Source organism: Streptomyces sp. NPDC020192 (assembly GCF_044388685.1).
Taxonomy (GTDB): Bacteria; Actinomycetota; Actinomycetes; order Streptomycetales; family Streptomycetaceae; genus Streptomyces.
Genome location: NZ_JBIRXG010000030.1, coordinates 43894 through 60194, shown reverse-complemented (window position 1 = coordinate 60194; position 16301 = coordinate 43894). Strand labels below are relative to the sequence as shown.

Below are 16301 nucleotides of genomic sequence, written 5' to 3'. Positions count from 1 at the left end.
CGGTGGGGATCCCGCTGTTCTGAGGAGTCGGGCGGTCATGCCGGGGACAGGCTTTCGTTGCCTTCCGCGGGAGCGGCGGTTGACTCTGCTGCGCCTTCGGAGCGCGTCAGCTCGAACTCCACGTCGACCACGCCCTCGACGGCCCGGACCAGGCGCGCGGCCACCGGGACCAGTGATGTGTCCCGGGCGTGGCCGATGAGCTTAGCGACGCCGTTTCGCACCTCCACCTGCATGGCTGACGCCGGCGCGGGGAAGAGATGCGCCACGACCTCCCGCCGGAGCTCCTCGGCGATCTCCTCATCGGTCCGCAGGAACACCTTGAGCAGGTCCGCGCGGCTGACGATGCCCTGGAGCATGCCCACGTCGTCGACGACGGGCAGGCGCTTGACCTTGGCGTGTGCCATAGTCCGTGCAGCCTGGGCGAGTGTCGCGTTCGCGTGGACGGTGAGGGCGGGGGAGGTCATGAGGTCCTCGGCGGTGAGGCCGCCGGCCTTGGCCAGGTCGTCGAGACGGCGCAGCTGTGTGGCCCGGTCGGGGTCGCTGTCGCGGAACTCCTCCTTCGGCAGCAGGTCGGCCTCGGAGACGACACCGACGACACGGCCCTCGCCCTCCAGGACGGGCAGGGCGCTGACCTTCCAGTCCTGCATGAGCTGCACGATCTCTTTGAAGGCGGCCCGTCGGCCGACGGCGGCGACCGTGTGGGACATGACGTCGCTGACGATGTGCGGGGTGCTGTACACGGTGACTCCTTCGTCGGGTCGGCTCTCTCACACGGCGCTTGCGGAGCCGTAGGGGGCGTAGAGGTCCAGCAGCCGGGTCCTGGTGGAGCGCAGGCGGTGGGCCAGTACGTCGCCGGCCCACTGGGTGACGGCCTGGCCGAGTGCCGGGTCGTCCTGGCAGAGCGAGCGGACGGCCGTGGCGTCGAACTCGTAGGCGCGTACCGGCGTCGCCGCGGTGGCACCCAGGTGCCAGACTTGCGGCGCGAAGCGCCAGGACAGTCCGACGAGTTCGTTGTGACCGAGGGTCTCGATGATGGCGCGGCGCCGGCCGGGTGCGTGGGTGTCCAGCTCGATCGAGCCGGTGCGGATGATCCAGAACCGGTCCGCGCGGGCACCCTCGTTGAACAGGCGAGTGCCCTGCGGGAAGGACACCTCCCGGGCCAGACGCATGAGCCGTTGCCGGTGCTCGGCGGGCAGTGCGCGCAGCATGCTCGGAGTGTTCATGGCCTGCTCCCGGTCAGGGTGTACGGGGACTGATACCTCCAGCCTGTGGCGCCGACTCTCATCGGGCGAGGGGCCATTGGGGCCGGAGCAGGGCCATCCGGCCCCGAGGCAGATGGCAGCGAAGACGGCCGCCGCCCCCGTGTCGGCGAGGGCGGCGGCCGTGGCGCGAGGATCGTGCCTCCCCAACACGAGACTCGCGCAGAAGCCCTCGCGGCTCCTGGGGTCTACGGGAGAACAGCCCCATCTCGAACGAGCCGTAAGGACATGGCACCGTCGGCCGGTCGGCACCGTGTCGCGAGCCCGGCCGTAGCTCCTGCCCTCGATTGTCGAGCTCGGCACGGTGCCGACGATGGGGCTGGGCGGGCCATGCCGTGGACCGAACGGCCCATGTCCTGCGGCCACGAGCACCGGGAAGCACACGAGTTGGGTTGGCCAGGCCTATGACAGCGGGACCATCGGGGTCGCGCATGGGCCGTGTGGCCGCTGACTGTGCGTGGCTGAGGGGCAGAAGGATCAGTCGCGGATCGACTCACCCACACCGGTCTGTAAGGAGCATCAGCCATGCCCAGAACCACAGGAGACGGAAAGGGGACAGCGCCCGCGACGGCGCTTGGACTTCCCGCCGCCTCCGCGCTCGTGATCGGCAGCATCATCGGCACCGGAGTCTTCGCGCTGCCCTCCGCCCTCGCCCCCTACGGGCCCATTTCCCTCGTCGCGTTCGTCGCCGTCACCCTTGGCGCGCTCGCGCTGGCGCTGACCTTCGGGGCGCTGTCGAAGCGTGTTCCGGCCAGCGGCGGTCCGTATGTCTACGCTCGCGAGGCCTTTGGGGAGTTCGCCGGGTTCCTCAACGCGTGGTCGTACTGGATCACGGCATGGGCCGGCAACGCGGCCATCGTCGTGGCCTGGGTCGGTTACGTCGAGGTGTTCGTGAACACCGGGCACGAGAAGTGGATGTCGGTGCTTCTCGCGCTGGTCGGACTGTGGATTCCCGCCGCGATCAACCTCACCGGCGTCCGCAACATGGGCGCCTTCCAGGTGATCACGACCCTGCTGAAGTTCGTCCCGCTGATCTTCATGGCCACCGTCGGGCTGCTGTTCATCGACTTCCACAACTTCGGCGCGTTCAACGCCAGCGGTCAGTCGGCGCTGGGCGCGATCTCGGCCGCAGGCGCCATCGCCCTGTTCAGTTACCTCGGTCTGGAGGCGGCCTCCGTCGTCGCCGGCCGGGTCCGTGAACCCGAGCGCAACGTCCCCCGCGCCACCGTCTACGGCACGCTCATCTGTGCCGTCATCTACATCATGGGCACCCTCGCGGTCTTCGGCACCGTCTCCCACGGCAAGCTGGGCGGCTCGACGGCGCCGTTCACCGACGCGGCGAACAACATCTTCGGCGGCAGCTGGGCCGGCGACATCGTCGCCGTCGCCGCGATCATCTCCGGCATCGGCGCCCTCAACGGCTGGACCATGCTGTGCGCCGAGATGCCGTACGCGGCCGCCCGCGACGGCCTCTTCCCGCAGGCCTTCGCCCGACTGCGCGGCGAGAGCGGCGTCCCGGCCTTCGGCATTGTCGCCTCGACGGTGCTGGCCTCGCTGATCACCGTGTTCAGCTACACGCGCTTCGACAACGTCTTCACCAAGATCGTGCTGCTCAGCGTGCTGACCGCCGTGATCCCCTACCTCTTCTCCGCCGCCGCCCAGCTGTACTGGCTGCTGGTCCGCCGCCGGGACAGCCTCAGCCCCCGCAGACTCGCCCGAGACGTCACCGTCGCCGGACTCGCCCTCGCCTTCTCGTACTGGTCGATCCAGGGAAGCGGCTACCAGACCGTCTACTACGGCCTGTTCGTCCTTCTCCTCGGCGTACCCGTCTACGTGTGGCTGAAGCGGGGACAGGACACCTTCGGCGAGGTCACAGCGCCGAGGGCAGCAGCGGCCGTGGACCGGTCGGAACGGGCACCCGAGACGCCCGCGCCGGCCCAGCGACTCTCCCGAGGGCTCCGTACGAGCCGCATCGGCGGACCCCGGAAGCGGAACGACCTCCGCCACCACGACTGACCGCCCCCAGCACAGAGGAACCTCCGCGATGAACACCTTCCACGTCGACTCCGAAGTCGGCCCGCTGCGCCAGGTGATCCTGCACCGCCCCGGCCTCGAACTGTCCCGCCTGACCCCGCGCAACGTCGACGCCCTGCTCTTCGACGACATCCTGTGGGCCAAGCGCGCCCGCGAGGAACACGACGCCTTCGCCCAGGTCCTGCGCGACCACGGCGCCCGCGTCCACTACTTCGCCGACCTGCTGGCACAGACACTGGATGTCCCCGAGGCCCGCGACTGGCTCCTGGACCAGGTCGTTACTCCCGGCACCGTTGGCGCGGCCCTCATGGACCCGGTGCGCGAACTGTGCGCCGAACTCGACGGCGAGACCCTCGCCGGATACCTGATCGGCGGCCTCCTCAAGAGCGACCTGCCGCTGGCCACCCCGCACAGCCTGGTGTGGAACGCACTCGGAGACGACGACTTCGCCCTCGCCCCTCTCCCTAACCACCTCTTCCCCCGCGACAACTCCTGCTGGGTGTACGACCAGGTGTCGGTCAACCCGATGGCCAAGCCCGCCCGGCGGCGCGAGAGCCTGCACGCGCAGGCCATCTACCGGTTCCACCCGATGTTTGCCGGCGTCGCGCCCGCACCCCTGCTCGCCGGACCCGTCGGCACCCTCGAAGGCGGGGACGTCCACGTCCTCGGCAACGGCGCCGTCATGGTCGGCATGGGCGAGCGCACCACCGCTCAGGCCGTGGAGAACCTTGCCGCCCGGCTCTTCACAGCCGATACGGCGAGCAGGCTGGTCGCCGTCCAACTGCCTGCGGCCCGCGCGTACATGCACTTGGACACCGTGCTGACCATGGTCGACCGCGACACGTTCGTCATCTACCCCGGCCTTGCGGATTCACTGCGCTCGTGGACGCTGCGGCCCAGTCACAGCCGCGAGACCGGCTTCGACGTCACCGCGAACTCCGATCTCGCGACCGCGCTCGCCGAGGCCCTCGACCTGGACAAGGTCCGCATGCTGTCCGCGCCGCAGGACATCCGCAACGCCGAACGCGAACAGTGGGACGACGGCAGCAACTTCCTCGCCCTCGCACCCGGCGTGGTCGTCGGCTACGAGCGCAACGTCACCACCAACACCTACCTGCGCAAGCAGGGCATCGAGATCGTCACCATCGCCGGCGCCGAACTCGGCCGCGGCCGGGGCGGCCCCCGCTGCATGAGCTGCCCCATCGAACGTGACCCGGCCGCCTGACCCCGTGAGGAATCTCATCATGACCGTCGACCTGCGAGGCCGCTCCTACCTGAGCGAACTCGAGTTCACCGCCCGCGAGATCCACCGCCTCCTCGATCTCGCCCACGACCTCAAGGCAGCCAAGCGCGCCGGCACCGAACAGCCACAGCTGGCCGGCAAGCACATCGCCCTGATCTTCGAGAAGACCTCCACCCGCACGCGTTGCGCCTTCGAGGTGGCGGCCGCCGACCAGGGCGCCCGCACCACCTACCTCGGCCCCGGCGACACGCACGTCGGCCACAAGGAGTCCATTGCCGACACCGCCCGCGTCCTCGGCCGCATGTTCGACGGTATCGAGTACCGGGGCTCCACCCAGTCGATCGTCACGGAACTCGCCACCCACGCCGGCGTCCCCGTCTACAACGGACTGACCGACACCGCCCACCCCACCCAGAGCCTGTGCGACATGCTCACTATGCGGGAGCACAGCATCAAGCCGCTCACGGACGTCAGCTACTGCTACCTGGGCGACGCCCGGAACAACATGGGCAACTCCCTGCTCTCGATGGGCGCGCTGCTCGGCATGGACGTGCGCATCGCCGCGCCCAAGGCGCTGTGGCCGGAATCGGCGCTGGTCGCCGAATGCCGTGAAGTGGCCGGACGGAGTGGGGCGCGGATCACCCTCTCCGAGGACGTCGAGACCGCCGTACGCGGCGCGGACTTCCTGCACACGGACGTCTGGGTCTCCATGGGCGAACCGGCGGACACCTGGCGGGAACGGATCGAGTTGCTGCTCCCGTACCAGGTCAACGACAAGACGCTCGCCCTCACGGACAACCCGGACGTGAAGTTCATGCACTGCCTGCCCTCCCTCCACGACCACCGGACCCGGCTCGGCCAGGAGCTGTTCGAGGCCTACGGCCTGAAGGGCCTCGAAGTCACCGACGAGGTCTTCTCCTCGCCCGCCTCGATCGTCTTCGACCAGGCGGAGAACCGGCTGCACACCATCAAGGCCGTACTCGTCGCCACCCTGGAGGACTGAAGCCATGCGCATCGTCGTCGCCCTCGGAGGCAACGCCCTGCTGCACCGCGGTGAACGCCCCGACGCGGCCGTCCAGCAAGCCAACATCGACCGGGTCGCCACCGCCCTGGCCGCCCTCGCCCACGAACACGAGCTGGTCATCACCCACGGCAACGGCCCCCAGATCGGCCTGCTCGCCATGGAGAGCGAGGCCGACCCGGCCCTGAGCGCCCCGTACCCGCTGGACCTGCTCGGTGCCCAGACCGAGGGCATGATCGGCTCCCTGCTCACCCGTGCCATGCACGACGCTCTGCCCGGGCACCGGATCGCCGCCCTCGTCACACACACCCTCGTGCGGGCCGACGATCCCGCCCTCGCCCGGCCCACGAAGTTCGTCGGCCAGGTGTACTCCGCGCCGGTGGCCAAAGCACTGGCACGCAAGCGGGGCTGGCACATCGCCCGGGACACCACCGGCTGGCGACGCGTCGTCGCCTCACCCGCACCCGAACGCATCCTGGAGACCGACACCATCCACGAACTGCTGAACAGCGGCACGCTGGTGATCTGCGCCGGCGGGGGAGGGATCCCCGTCACCGCCGACCGCGACAGCGGCGCCCTGACTGGGGCGGAGGCCGTCATCGACAAGGACCTCACCGCGGCCCTGCTCGCCGAGGACCTCAAGGCCGACTTCCTGCTCATCCTCACTGACGTCCCCTACGTCTACGAGGGCTACGGCACCCCCGACCAGCACCCCCTGCTCGACGCCACCCCCCGGGAACTGCGGCACGGAGGTTTCCCGGCCGGCTCGATGGGCCCCAAGACCGAGGCGGCTGCCAGCTTCGTCGAGCACACCGGCGGCCTGGCTGCGATCGGCGCCCTGGACGCGGCGTACGAGATCGTGCATGGCAGGTCGGGCACGCTGATCCGGCCGGACCTCACGGTCGGGTGACACAGCTGGGCGGCACCGCTCCGCGTCGCGCCTCCCGGACCTGTCCCTACCGCTCGCCACTCCACTCGCGGTAGGCGGCCACCGCGGTAGGCAGCGTGGGGAAGATGAGGTGCGCGCCCACGGAGTCCGCCAAGCCGTACGCCTTCAGGTCGTCCAGCAGCTCCTGCTTGACCCGGGCCAGGGCGAACACGATGCCGCGGTCGGTGAGTTCCCGGCGCAGCTCGTCGACCGCGTCGAGGGCCGTGATGTCTACCTCGACATTCGCCTCGGTGTTCAGGACGAACCAACGGACAGGAACGGTCTGTTCGTCGACGGCGGCCAGGGCCCGATGTCGGAAGTTCTCCGCGTTGGCGAAGAACAGGGGAGAGTCGTAGCGGTAGACCAGCAGGCCGGGGATGGTGCGGGCCTGCGGATAGTCGTCGATGTCGTGCATGCCCGCCAACCCGGGCACCAGCCCTTCGACCGCGTCGTGCGGGCGCGCCACCCGCGTGAGCAGTTCGGCCACCGACAGGCCGACCGCCACGATCACTCCGTACAGGATGTCCAGAATGAGCACGCCGGCCAGGCAGCCGAGCGCCAGCAGGAGTTCGCGGCGGCGGAAGGAGGCCAGGCGACGGAACCCGGCCAGGTCGATCATGCGGACGGCGGCGTACACGACGAGCGCCCCCAGCACCGCCGAGGGCGTCCGGCTCAGCAAGGGGCTCAGGAACAGCAGGACGGCGAGGACCGCCGCTCCCGCCACCAGCGAGTGGCCCTGGCTGCGGGCGCCCGTCGACGCGGCGAGCGCGGTGCGGCTGGCGCTGCCGCTGACCGGGAAGCCATGGAGGGCGCCGGCGCCGAGGTTGGCCGCCCCAAGCGCCAGGAACTCCTGGTTGGCATCCAGCCCCGGCTCGTCGTCCGTGCGGCCGGTGAAGGCGCGTGCGGTGAGGATGAAGTCGGTGTAGGCGACGATCAGGACGCCCAGCGCGGGCAGTACGAGGTGCGGCAGCTCGCCCAAGGCCGGCAGCGCGAGCGAGGGCAGCCCCGAGGGTACCTCCCCGATCACCTTCACACCGTGCCGGTGGTCGAGGCCGAAGGCGGTGACGGCTGCCGTGCCGAGGACCACCGTGAACAGTGGTCCCGGCAGCGTCGGCACGTACCGCTTCGCCGTGAACAGGAAAACCAGCGCGACGGCGGAGAAGATGATCGCGGACGCATCGACGTCCGGCAGGTGCCGGACGAAGGACCACAAGTGGGGGAAGAACTGCGCCCCGGCTGTCCGCACGCCGGTGAGCCGGGGGAGTTGGTCCACCATCATGATCAGGCCCACCCCGGCCAGATAGCCGACCAGAACAGGGCGGGAGAGCAGGTCCGCGAGGAAGCCGAGCCGCACCGCCCGCGCGACCAGGCACAGCAGGCCGACCGTGACGGCGAGGGCTGCGGCCAGCGATGCGTAGCGCCCGGCGTTCCCGCCGGCGAGCGGGCCGACCACGGCGGCCGTCATCAGGGCGGTCGTCGACTCGGGACCCACCGACAACAGCCGGGAGGAACCGAACAACGCGTACAGGGCGAGAGCGGGCAGGATCGCCCACAGTCCGGCGACCGGTGGCAGTCCGGCCACGCCCGCGTACGCCATCACCTGCGGCACGAGGTACGCCGCCACCGTTACGCCGGCCAGCAGGTCGCCCCTCAGCCACGAGCGCCGGTAACCGAGGAGGGTGTCGAGGCCGGGTACCAGCCGACGCCACCAAGACAACCGTCTGCCCGCGTCCTGAGCCATCTGCTGCCCCTCTCTGCCTGGCCCCAGCATCCATGGCCGCGCGACCAACCGCGACACTCGGCCGGTCTTCCACCTGCCCGGTTCGCCAGCTCAAGCCCAACGGGCCTCGCATGCAGGGACGTTCAGCCCCACGGATGGAGACCTTCGGCATCCGGCGTGGCGTCAGGCATCGGACGAGAGTGAGACATGTCAAGGAGACGACGCCTCATACATCCCCGAAGGGATCACCATCATGGCCGTGCACGAGCACCCTCACCGGAGCCCGGGCTTCCACCTGTCGGCCGCCTTCCGCCTGCACCGGACCGGCTCCGGCTCAAAGTCGGCAGTGTCGGCACGTCTCGGCACGCACACCGCGCAGTCTTACGCCCTCGCCTCCCTGCGCATCCTGACCGGATTCGTCTTCCTCTGGGCTTTCCTGGACAAGACCTTCGGCCTGGGTTACGCGACCGCCTCCGGCAAGGGCTGGATCGACGGCGGGTCGCCGACGACGGGCTTCCTCAGCTCCGTCGCCGCCGGGCCAATGAAGTCGATGTTCCACTCCTGGGCCGGTGACGGGTGGGCGGACTGGCTGTTCATGCTGGGCCTGCTCGGCATCGGCGTGGTCGTCATGGCTGGTGTGGCGCTGCGGCCGGCCGCGGTGGCGGGCACGGCGATGATGGCGCTGATGTGGCTCGCCGAGTGGCCGCCGGCCAAGCACCTGTCGAACGGAGCGCCGAGCATGTCGACGAACCCGTTCGCCGACTACCACGTGATCTACGCTCTCGCGCTGATCGCCGTGGCGGCAGCAGGCGCGGGCGCCACCTGGGGCCTGGGTCGGCAATGGGCGCGGCTGCCGATCGTCCGCGACCACACCTGGCTGCGCTGACCCCGCACGCGGCGGGACGGACCTCGCCCCGGCCCGTCCCGCCGATCCCTGCACGGGGCCCAACGTCCCCGCCGAAGGACCAGCGGCCCCTGCCCTGAAGATCCCCCGAACACGACGCTGGAACCGGGTCCCCTCGGGCCCCGATTCAGGAGGTGGAGAACATGCCCCGCACCATCACCGTCGGCCTTGACGGCTCACCCGAGAGCCGCGCCGCCGCGGAATGGGCGGCCCGCGAGGCGCAGTTGCGCGGACTGCCGGTGAAGCTCGTCCAGGTCTGGGAGCCCATCTCCGAGCCCATGGCCCAGGCCCCGCTCCTCGGTGCCGAGACGCACCAGCACTGGACCGAGAGGATTCCCCGCGAGGCCGCCGAGGGACTGCGGCTGCGCCACCCGGGCGTCGAGGTGAGCACCGAACAGCTCACCGGACGACCTGCCGAAGCCCTGGTCGACGCGGCCGAGGACGCCGAGATGCTCGTCCTCGGCTCACGCGGCCTGGGCGGGATCGGCGGCTTCCTGGTCGGCTCGGTCGGGCTCGCGGTCGTGGCGCACACGGAGCGGCCCGTCGTCCTGGTCCGTGCCGGCGAGCAGGCCGCGGACGAGCATCAGATGGACCTGGCAGGCATTCCCTCCGCGGCCACGGCGTTCCGTCCCGTTGTCCTCGGGCTCGACGTCGCCAGCCCTGACGAGGCGCTGATCGGGTTCGCCTTCGAGGCCGCGGCGCGCCGGTCGGTGCCGCTGCGGGTCGTGCACGTCTGGAACCCGCCGCCCTACTACGCCTATGGCATGGCTCTGGAGCCGGCGGTCGAGCGGGAGATGGCGAAGGGCGACGCCGTCATGCTGAGCGAGGTGCTGCGCCCCTGGCGGCAGAAGTACCCCGACGTCGAGGTCGTCGAGCAGTCGCAGTACGGCAGCCCCTCGCTCCTCCTGATCGACGCCTCCCACGAGGCCTCCCTGGTCGTCGTCGGCCGTCGCGTCCGCCGCTCCTCCGTCGGCGCCCACATCGGCACCGTCACCCACGCCGTCCTGCACCACTCCACCGCCCCCGTCGCCGTCGTCGCCCACGACTGACGCGTCCCTCCAGAGGAGAGAACAGATCATGAAGGCAGCGGTCGTACGAGCCTTCGGCGAGCCCCTGGTCATCGAGGAGCGCCCCGACCCCGAACCCGGCCCCGGTCAGGTCGGCGTCCGCGTCGAGGCCTCCGGGCTGTGCCACACCGACATCCACGCCGCCCACGGCGACTGGCCCGTCAAGCCCACCCCGCCCTTCGTCCCCGGTCACGAGGGCGTCGGCGTCGTCGAGAAGCTCGGCGAGGGCGTCACCCACCTGTCCGTCGGGCAGCGGGTCGCGGTGCCCTGGCTCGGCAGGGCGTGCGGGCGGTGCGAGCACTGCCTGTCCGGCTGGGAGACGCTGTGCGAGCAGCAGATCAACACCGGGTACGGCTGCGACGGCGGATACGCCGAGAAGATGCTGGCCTGGGCCGACTTCGCCCAGCCGGTGCCCGAGGGCGTCACCCCGTTCGACGCGGCCCCCCTGACCTGCGCCGGCGTCACCACGTACAAGGCCCTCAAGGTCGCCGACGTCCGCCCCACCCAGCTCGTCGCGATCTCCGGCGTCGGCGGTCTCGGACACCTGGCCCTGCAGTACTCCAAGATCGCCGGAGCCACCGTCGCGGCCATCGACGTCACCGACGACAAGCTCGAACTCGCCCGCGAGCTCGGCGCCGACCTCGTCATCGACGCCCGCAAACAGGACGTCGGCAAGGAGCTGAAGAAGCACGGCGGCGCCCACGCCGCGATCGCCCTCGCGGTGAACCCGGCCGCGTTCGAGGCCGTCAACTCCGGCCTGCGGCGCGGCGGCAAGCTCGTCATGGTGGCCCTGCCCGCGCACGGCACGATCCAGGTCCCGATCTTCGACACCGTTCTGAACGGCACCTCGGTGATCGGCTCGATCGTGGGCACGCGGCAGGATCTCGCCGAGGTCTTCCAGCTCCACGCCGCCGGCCGGACCAAGGTCATCTACGAGACCCGTCCCCTCGCCGCCGTGAACGAGTCCATCGACGCCGTGCTGCGCGGCGACATCAAGGCCCGGATCGTCTTTGACCTGGACGCGGGAAGGTGAGCACGATGGAAATGCCGCTGGTCGTCGGCGTCGATGGTTCCGAGCCGAGCCTGCGGGCCGTCGACTGGGCGGCCGACGAAGCCGCCCTGCGCGATCTGCCGCTGCGGCTGGTGTACGCCTCGCTGTGGGAACGGTACGAAGGCACCTCACTCGCGGACGATCTCGGCAAGCCCCCAGACCAAGTGATGGCCGAGGACATCGTCGAGACCGCCGCACGCCGGGTCCGCACCCGCCGACCCGACGTCAAGGTCACCATCGACGTGCTGCCCGAGGAACCCGAGTACGCGCTGGTACGGGAAAGCCGCACCGCAGCTGCCATGGTCCTCGGCTCACGCGGCCGGAGCAGCCTGGCCGAGGCGCTCCTCGGCTCCGTCAGCGTGACGGTGGCCGGCCACGCCCACTGCCCCGTGATCGTGCTGCGCGGCAGCCACGACAACCGGGGCGTACCCGGCAGGCACGGCCGCATCGTCGTGGGCGTCGGCGAGGAGCCTGCGGACGCGGCTGCGATGCGCTTCGCCATCGAGGAAGCACGGCGCCGAGGCGTGCCGCTGGAAGCCGTCCGGGCCTGGCGCTGCCCGGCACACGAGACGACCGACCACCCCCTGCTGGCCGGCGAACCGGCCCGGCTGCACGAGGAGAAGGCGGCGGAGGTGCTGGAAGCGGCTGTACGGGACGTCCCGGCCGACGTCGAGGTGCACCGGCGTACCGTCGAGGGCCACGCCCGCCAGGTCCTGCTCGGCGCCTCGGCCGACGCCGACCTGCTCGTGGTCGGGGCCCGGCGCCGCGAGGGCCACTACGGCCTGCAGCTGGGCCGCGTCGCCCACGCGGTGCTGCACCACGCCGTCTGCCCCGTCGCGGTCGTACCGCACCGGGCGTGAGCGATGTGCCCGGCTTACAGGCTCGCCGCGTGGTCGGGGACGTAGGTCCGCAGATCGCGCGGCGGGCGCTCGTAGCCGGTGGACGGCGGCTGATGCGGCAGTTCCAGGACCGGTGGGGGCACGTCGTGCTAGGGAACCGAGCTCAGCAGGTGGGCGATCATGTTCAGCCGCGCGCGCCGTTTGTCGTCGCTCTCCACGACGTACCAGGGCGCCTCGGAGATGTCCGTGTGGATCAGCATCTCGTCCTTGGCCCGCGAGTAGGCCTCCCAGCGGATGATCGACTCCAGGTCCATCGGCGACGGCTTCCAGCGCCGCAGCGGATCCTCCAGGCGACGCCGGAACCGCTCCTGTTGCTCGGTGTCGCTCACCGAGAACCAGTACTTGCGCAGCAGGATCCCGTCCTCCACCAGCATCCGTTCGAAGATCGGGCACTGTCGCAGGAAGAGCTGTTACTCCTCCTTCGTACAGACGCCCAGCACGTGCTCGACGCCGGCCCGGTTGTACCAGGACCGGTCGAACAGCACGATCTCTCCGGCGGCCGGCAGGTGCTCCACGTACCGCTGGAAGTACCACTGGGTGCGTTCCCGCTCGGTCGGCTTGGGCAGTGCCGCGATCCGCGCCACCCGCGGGTTCAGGTGCTCGGCGACCCGCTTGATGGTGCCGCCCTTGCCCGCCGCGTCCCGCCCTTCGAAGATCACGACGAGTCGGGCGCCCTCCGCCCGTACCCACTCCTGCAGTTTCACCAACTCGGTCTGCAGGCGCAGAAGTTCCTTCTCATACACCTCGCGCGGCAGCTTCGCCGCCTTCTTACCGGCCATGCCGCCTCCACCACCGACGACTCACTCAAGGACCACGGTAGGCCCCGACTGTAAAGGAGTCCCTCACCATGACCGTACGCGTCGGTATCAACGGCTTCGGCCGCATCGGCCGCACGTATCTCCGCGCGGCCCTCGACCGCGCGGAGGCGGGCACGCAGGACGTGCACGTCGTCGCCATCAACGACGTCGCCCCGCCCGCCACCCTCGCCCACCTCCTGGAGTACGACTCGACGTTCGGGCACATCGGACGCGAGGTCACGCATGACGACAGCTCCCTCACCGTCGACGGCCGCCGCATCAACGTCACCGCAGAGCGCGACCCGGCCGCCCTGCACTGGTCCGACTATGGAGCCGACATCGTCATCGAGTCCGCCGGCCGCTTCCGCGACCGTGACTCCGCGGCGCTGCACCTGAAGGCCGGCGCCCACACTGTGCTGCTGTCGGCACCGGGCAAGGGCGTCGACGCCACCATCGTGATGGGCGTCAACGACCACACCTACGACCGGCAGCGCGACCGGATCATCTCGGCCGCCTCATGCACCACCAACTGCCTCGCACCGATGGTCAAGGTCCTCGACGACGCCTTCGGTATCGACCGCGGCCTGCTGACCACCGTCCACGGCTACACCAACGACCAGTCCCTGCTCGACGGCCCGCACAAGGACCTGCGCCGCGCCCGCTCGGCGGCGCCGAGCATCATCCCGACCAGCACGGGCGCGGCCCGCGCCGTCGGCCTCGTACTGCCGGAGCTGGCCGGTGCGCTGGACGGGATCGCCGTCCGGGTGCCTGTCGAGGACGGCTCCCTCACCGACCTCACGGTGGTGCTGAACCGCGAGGCCACGGCCGACGAGATCAACGCCGCCTTCGCAGCAGCGGCCGAGGGTCCGCTGAACGGCATCCTGCGCGTGTCGACGGCGCCCATCGTCTCCCGAGACGTCATCGGCGACCCGGCCTCCTGCGTCTTCGACGCCGCCCTTACCCAGGCCAACGGCACCTTGGCCAAGGTCTTTGGCTGGTACGACAACGAATGGGGCTACACCAACCGGCTGCTGGACCTCACCGCGCTTGTCGCAGGCGACTGACGGCGGGAGGGAGCGCGGCAGGCGTGGACCGCCGGCGCGTGCTCACACCTTGAGGCTGAACCACGTCGTTTTTCCCTCGTCCGTGGGACGTACACCCCAGTCGTCGGCGAGGGCACGGACGAGCAGCAGGCCTCGCCCGGACTCCTCGTCCTCCGTCGCGAGGCGCGGCTGGGGCAAGTGGGAGCTGCAGTCGCTGATCTCCACGGTGAGATCGGTGTCCGTGCGGCACGCGTGGACCCCGATGGGGCCCTGGGCGTGCTGCACGGCATTGGTGAGGATCTCGGAGAGCAGCAGGAGCGCGTCGTCGGTTGTGCCGCCGCAGTTCCACGTGCTCAGTGCCTTGGAGAGGAAGTCGCGGCCCGCCGGCACCGACTCGGGCGTGGCGGGCAGGTCCGTGGTGGCCGTGGCCAGCGGAGCCGCGGGCAGTTGCGTCAGCAGCAGCGTGACGTCGTCGTGGCCGTCCGCGTCCGGCAGCAATGTCGACAGGACATGGTCGGCGGCGGTCTCCAGGTCGGGCACCGCGGTCGGGAGCTCGTCCAGGGTGGCGACGAGCTGGGCCAGCTTGTCCTCGATGTCGGTTCCGGGGGTCTCTATCAGACCGTCGGTGTAGAGCACGAGGGTGGCGCCGGGCTCGATGGAGCTGCAGCACTGTTCGTAGATCACCCCGCCGACGCCGAGGGGGGCGTTCACCGGTGCGGGCAGCGTCCGGGTGGGTGCACCGGGGACGGCGACGAGAACCGGCAGGTGGCCGGCGGAACACGCGGTCACCTCCCCTGTGTCGGCGGCGATGACCAGATAGCAGCAGGTGACCAGCTGGTCGGGGACGTCAAGATCGGCGACGACGGTGTCCATCGCCTGCATCAGTTGCCGCGGCTGCAGCCCCGTCTTGGCCAACGCATGGGCTGCCGAGCGAAGTTGGCCCATGACGGCGGCGGCCTCGAGACCGCGGCCCATCACATCACCGATCAGCACACCCACTCGGCCGGCGCCCAGCGGGATCAGGTCGAACCAGTCGCCGCCGACACCGGCCCCCTGGGTCGCAGGCCGGTAGCGGCTCGCGGTGGCGAGGCCGGGGATGGCGGGCGGCGTGCCCATCAGACTGCGCTGCAGGGTCAGGGCGATGTGCCGCTGCTGCTCGTACAGCTCCGTCAATTCCGCCTCGGCGCGCTTGCGGTCGCTGATGTCCCGGACGATCGCGCACGCCCCGACGACCGAGCCGTCCGCTGCCCGGGTCGGCCACAGGGTGACGTCGACGTCCAGCAGCTCTCCGGAGCGGGTCAGCCGCAGCGTCTCGAAGTGCTCGACCTTCTCCCCTTGGCGCAGCCGCTCCAGGAGCGCGGTGATCTCGTGCTCCCTCGCGGATGGCGCCAGTACAGAGACGTGCCGTCCCAGTACCTCGTCCGCCGTGAACCCGTACAACCGCTGCGCCGCGGCGTTCCAGTACGTGATGCGGCCGTCCAGGGTCTTCGCGAGGATCGCGTCCTGGGAGGATTCGACCAGCGCGGCAAGCTCATTGATGCGCTCTTCGGCGGCTTTGCGTTCGCTGACGTCGCGTACGGCGGCGGAGACGAGGAGGCCGTCGGTGGTTTCCAGGGGGCTGAGGCTGATTTCGACGGGGAATTCGGTGCCGTCTTTGCGGAGTCCGTAGAGGTCGAGTCCGGCGCCCATGGGGCGGACCTGCTGGTTGTGGGCGTAGCCGTTGCGGTGTGCGGTGTGGTGGGTGCGGAAGCGGTGGGGGACGAGGAGTTCGACGGGGTGGCCCAGGAGTTCTTCGCGCTGGTAGCCGAAGAGGGCTTCGGTCTGTGCGTTGACGAGGCGGATGGTGCCGGTGTCGTCGACGATGACCATGGCGTCCGGAGCCGCCTCCAGCAGCCCCCGGAACCTCTCCTCGGCGGCTTTGCGTTCGCTGACGTCGCGTACGGCGGCGGAGACGAGGAGGCCGTCGGTGGTTTCCAGGGGGCTGAGGCTGATTTCGACGGGGAATTCGGTGCCGTCTTTGCGGAGTCCGTAGAGGTCGAGTCCGGCGCCCATGGGGCGGACCTGCTGGTTGTGGGCGTAGCCGTTGCGGTGTGCGGTGTGGTGGGTGCGGAAGCGGTGGGGGACGAGGAGTTCGACGGGGTGGCCCAGGAGTTCTTCGCGCTGGTAGCCGAAGAGGGCTTCGGTCTGTGCGTTGACGAGGCGGATGGTGCCGGTGTCGTCGACGATGACCATGGCGTCCGGAGCCGCTTCCAGCAGCCCCCGGAACCTCTCCTCGGCGGCACCCGGAACGCCACCGGGAGCCGGGGCGCCGCACCGGCACCTGCCAGGTTCCACC

General features: G+C 70.4%; 13 protein-coding genes and 1 pseudogene. 9 read left to right on the top strand and 5 right to left on the bottom strand.

Going from position 1 to position 16301, the window contains the following annotated elements; all coding sequences use genetic code 11:
* Positions 1-35: 35 nt before the first annotated feature.
* Positions 36-740: a CBS domain-containing protein gene (locus ACH47Z_RS38410; protein ID WP_399082390.1), complete on the bottom strand. Its 705-nt coding sequence runs from the start codon at positions 738-740 to the stop codon at positions 36-38.
* Positions 741-767: 27 nt separating this feature from the next.
* Entirely contained in the window at positions 768-1223 is a 456-nt protein-coding gene (locus ACH47Z_RS38405; protein ID WP_399082387.1) for a Crp/Fnr family transcriptional regulator, read from the bottom strand.
* Positions 1224-1859: 636 nt separating this feature from the next.
* Here ACH47Z_RS38405 and ACH47Z_RS38400 point away from each other — a divergent pair.
* Genes ACH47Z_RS38400 through ACH47Z_RS38385 form a run of 4 tightly spaced genes read left to right on the top strand, consistent with a single transcriptional unit; the run spans position 1860 to position 6467 of the window.
* Positions 1860-3275 carry an APC family permease gene (locus ACH47Z_RS38400; protein ID WP_399082441.1) on the top strand — a complete coding sequence of 472 codons (1416 nt, stop codon included), beginning with the start codon at positions 1860-1862 and terminating at the stop codon, positions 3273-3275.
* A 28-nt stretch (positions 3276-3303) separates the two neighbouring features.
* Complete coding sequence (locus ACH47Z_RS38395) at positions 3304-4518, top strand: arginine deiminase (protein WP_399082384.1); 1215 nt, start codon at positions 3304-3306, stop codon at positions 4516-4518.
* Positions 4519-4537: 19 nt separating this feature from the next.
* Positions 4538-5539: an ornithine carbamoyltransferase gene (gene argF, locus ACH47Z_RS38390; RefSeq protein ID WP_399082381.1), complete on the top strand. Its 1002-nt coding sequence runs from the start codon at positions 4538-4540 to the stop codon at positions 5537-5539.
* Between the two features lie 4 nt (positions 5540-5543).
* Positions 5544-6467, top strand: coding sequence for a carbamate kinase (locus ACH47Z_RS38385; protein WP_399082379.1), 924 nt, complete (start codon positions 5544-5546; stop codon positions 6465-6467).
* 46 nt (positions 6468-6513) lie between these two features.
* On the opposite strand, the gene ACH47Z_RS38380 is transcribed toward ACH47Z_RS38385, so the two are convergent.
* A complete protein-coding gene (locus ACH47Z_RS38380; protein ID WP_399082376.1) occupies positions 6514-8226 on the bottom strand; it encodes a SulP family inorganic anion transporter in 1713 nt (570 codons plus the stop codon).
* Positions 8227-8458: 232 nt separating this feature from the next.
* Between ACH47Z_RS38380 and ACH47Z_RS38375 the strand changes: the two genes are divergently transcribed.
* The 4 genes from ACH47Z_RS38375 (at position 8459) to ACH47Z_RS38360 (ending at position 12087) form a co-directional block, all read left to right on the top strand.
* Entirely contained in the window at positions 8459-9091 is a 633-nt protein-coding gene (locus ACH47Z_RS38375) for a hypothetical protein (protein WP_399082373.1), read from the top strand.
* Positions 9092-9252: 161 nt separating this feature from the next.
* Entirely contained in the window at positions 9253-10158 is a 906-nt protein-coding gene (locus ACH47Z_RS38370; RefSeq protein ID WP_399082370.1) for a universal stress protein, read from the top strand.
* 28 nt (positions 10159-10186) lie between these two features.
* Positions 10187-11209, top strand: a complete 1023-nt coding sequence (locus ACH47Z_RS38365) for a zinc-dependent alcohol dehydrogenase (RefSeq protein WP_399082367.1) — start codon at positions 10187-10189, stop codon at positions 11207-11209.
* Positions 11210-11214: 5 nt separating this feature from the next.
* Positions 11215-12087, top strand: a complete 873-nt coding sequence (locus ACH47Z_RS38360; protein WP_399082364.1) for a universal stress protein — start codon at positions 11215-11217, stop codon at positions 12085-12087.
* A 14-nt stretch (positions 12088-12101) separates the two neighbouring features.
* Here ACH47Z_RS38360 and ppk2 read toward each other — a convergent pair.
* Positions 12102-12905 (bottom strand): annotated as a pseudogene (ppk2, locus tag ACH47Z_RS38355) (polyphosphate kinase 2).
* 68 nt (positions 12906-12973) lie between these two features.
* Here ppk2 and gap point away from each other — a divergent pair.
* The gene (gap, locus tag ACH47Z_RS38350) at positions 12974-13987 is read left to right on the top strand and encodes a type I glyceraldehyde-3-phosphate dehydrogenase (protein ID WP_399082361.1); all 1014 of its coding nucleotides are present in this window, start codon (positions 12974-12976) and stop codon (positions 13985-13987) included.
* 42 nt (positions 13988-14029) lie between these two features.
* Here the strand turns inward: gap and ACH47Z_RS38345 are convergent, their stop codons facing one another.
* A complete protein-coding gene (locus ACH47Z_RS38345; RefSeq protein ID WP_399082358.1) occupies positions 14030-16300 on the bottom strand; it encodes a PAS domain S-box protein in 2271 nt (756 codons plus the stop codon).
* Position 16301 lies beyond the last annotated feature (1 nt).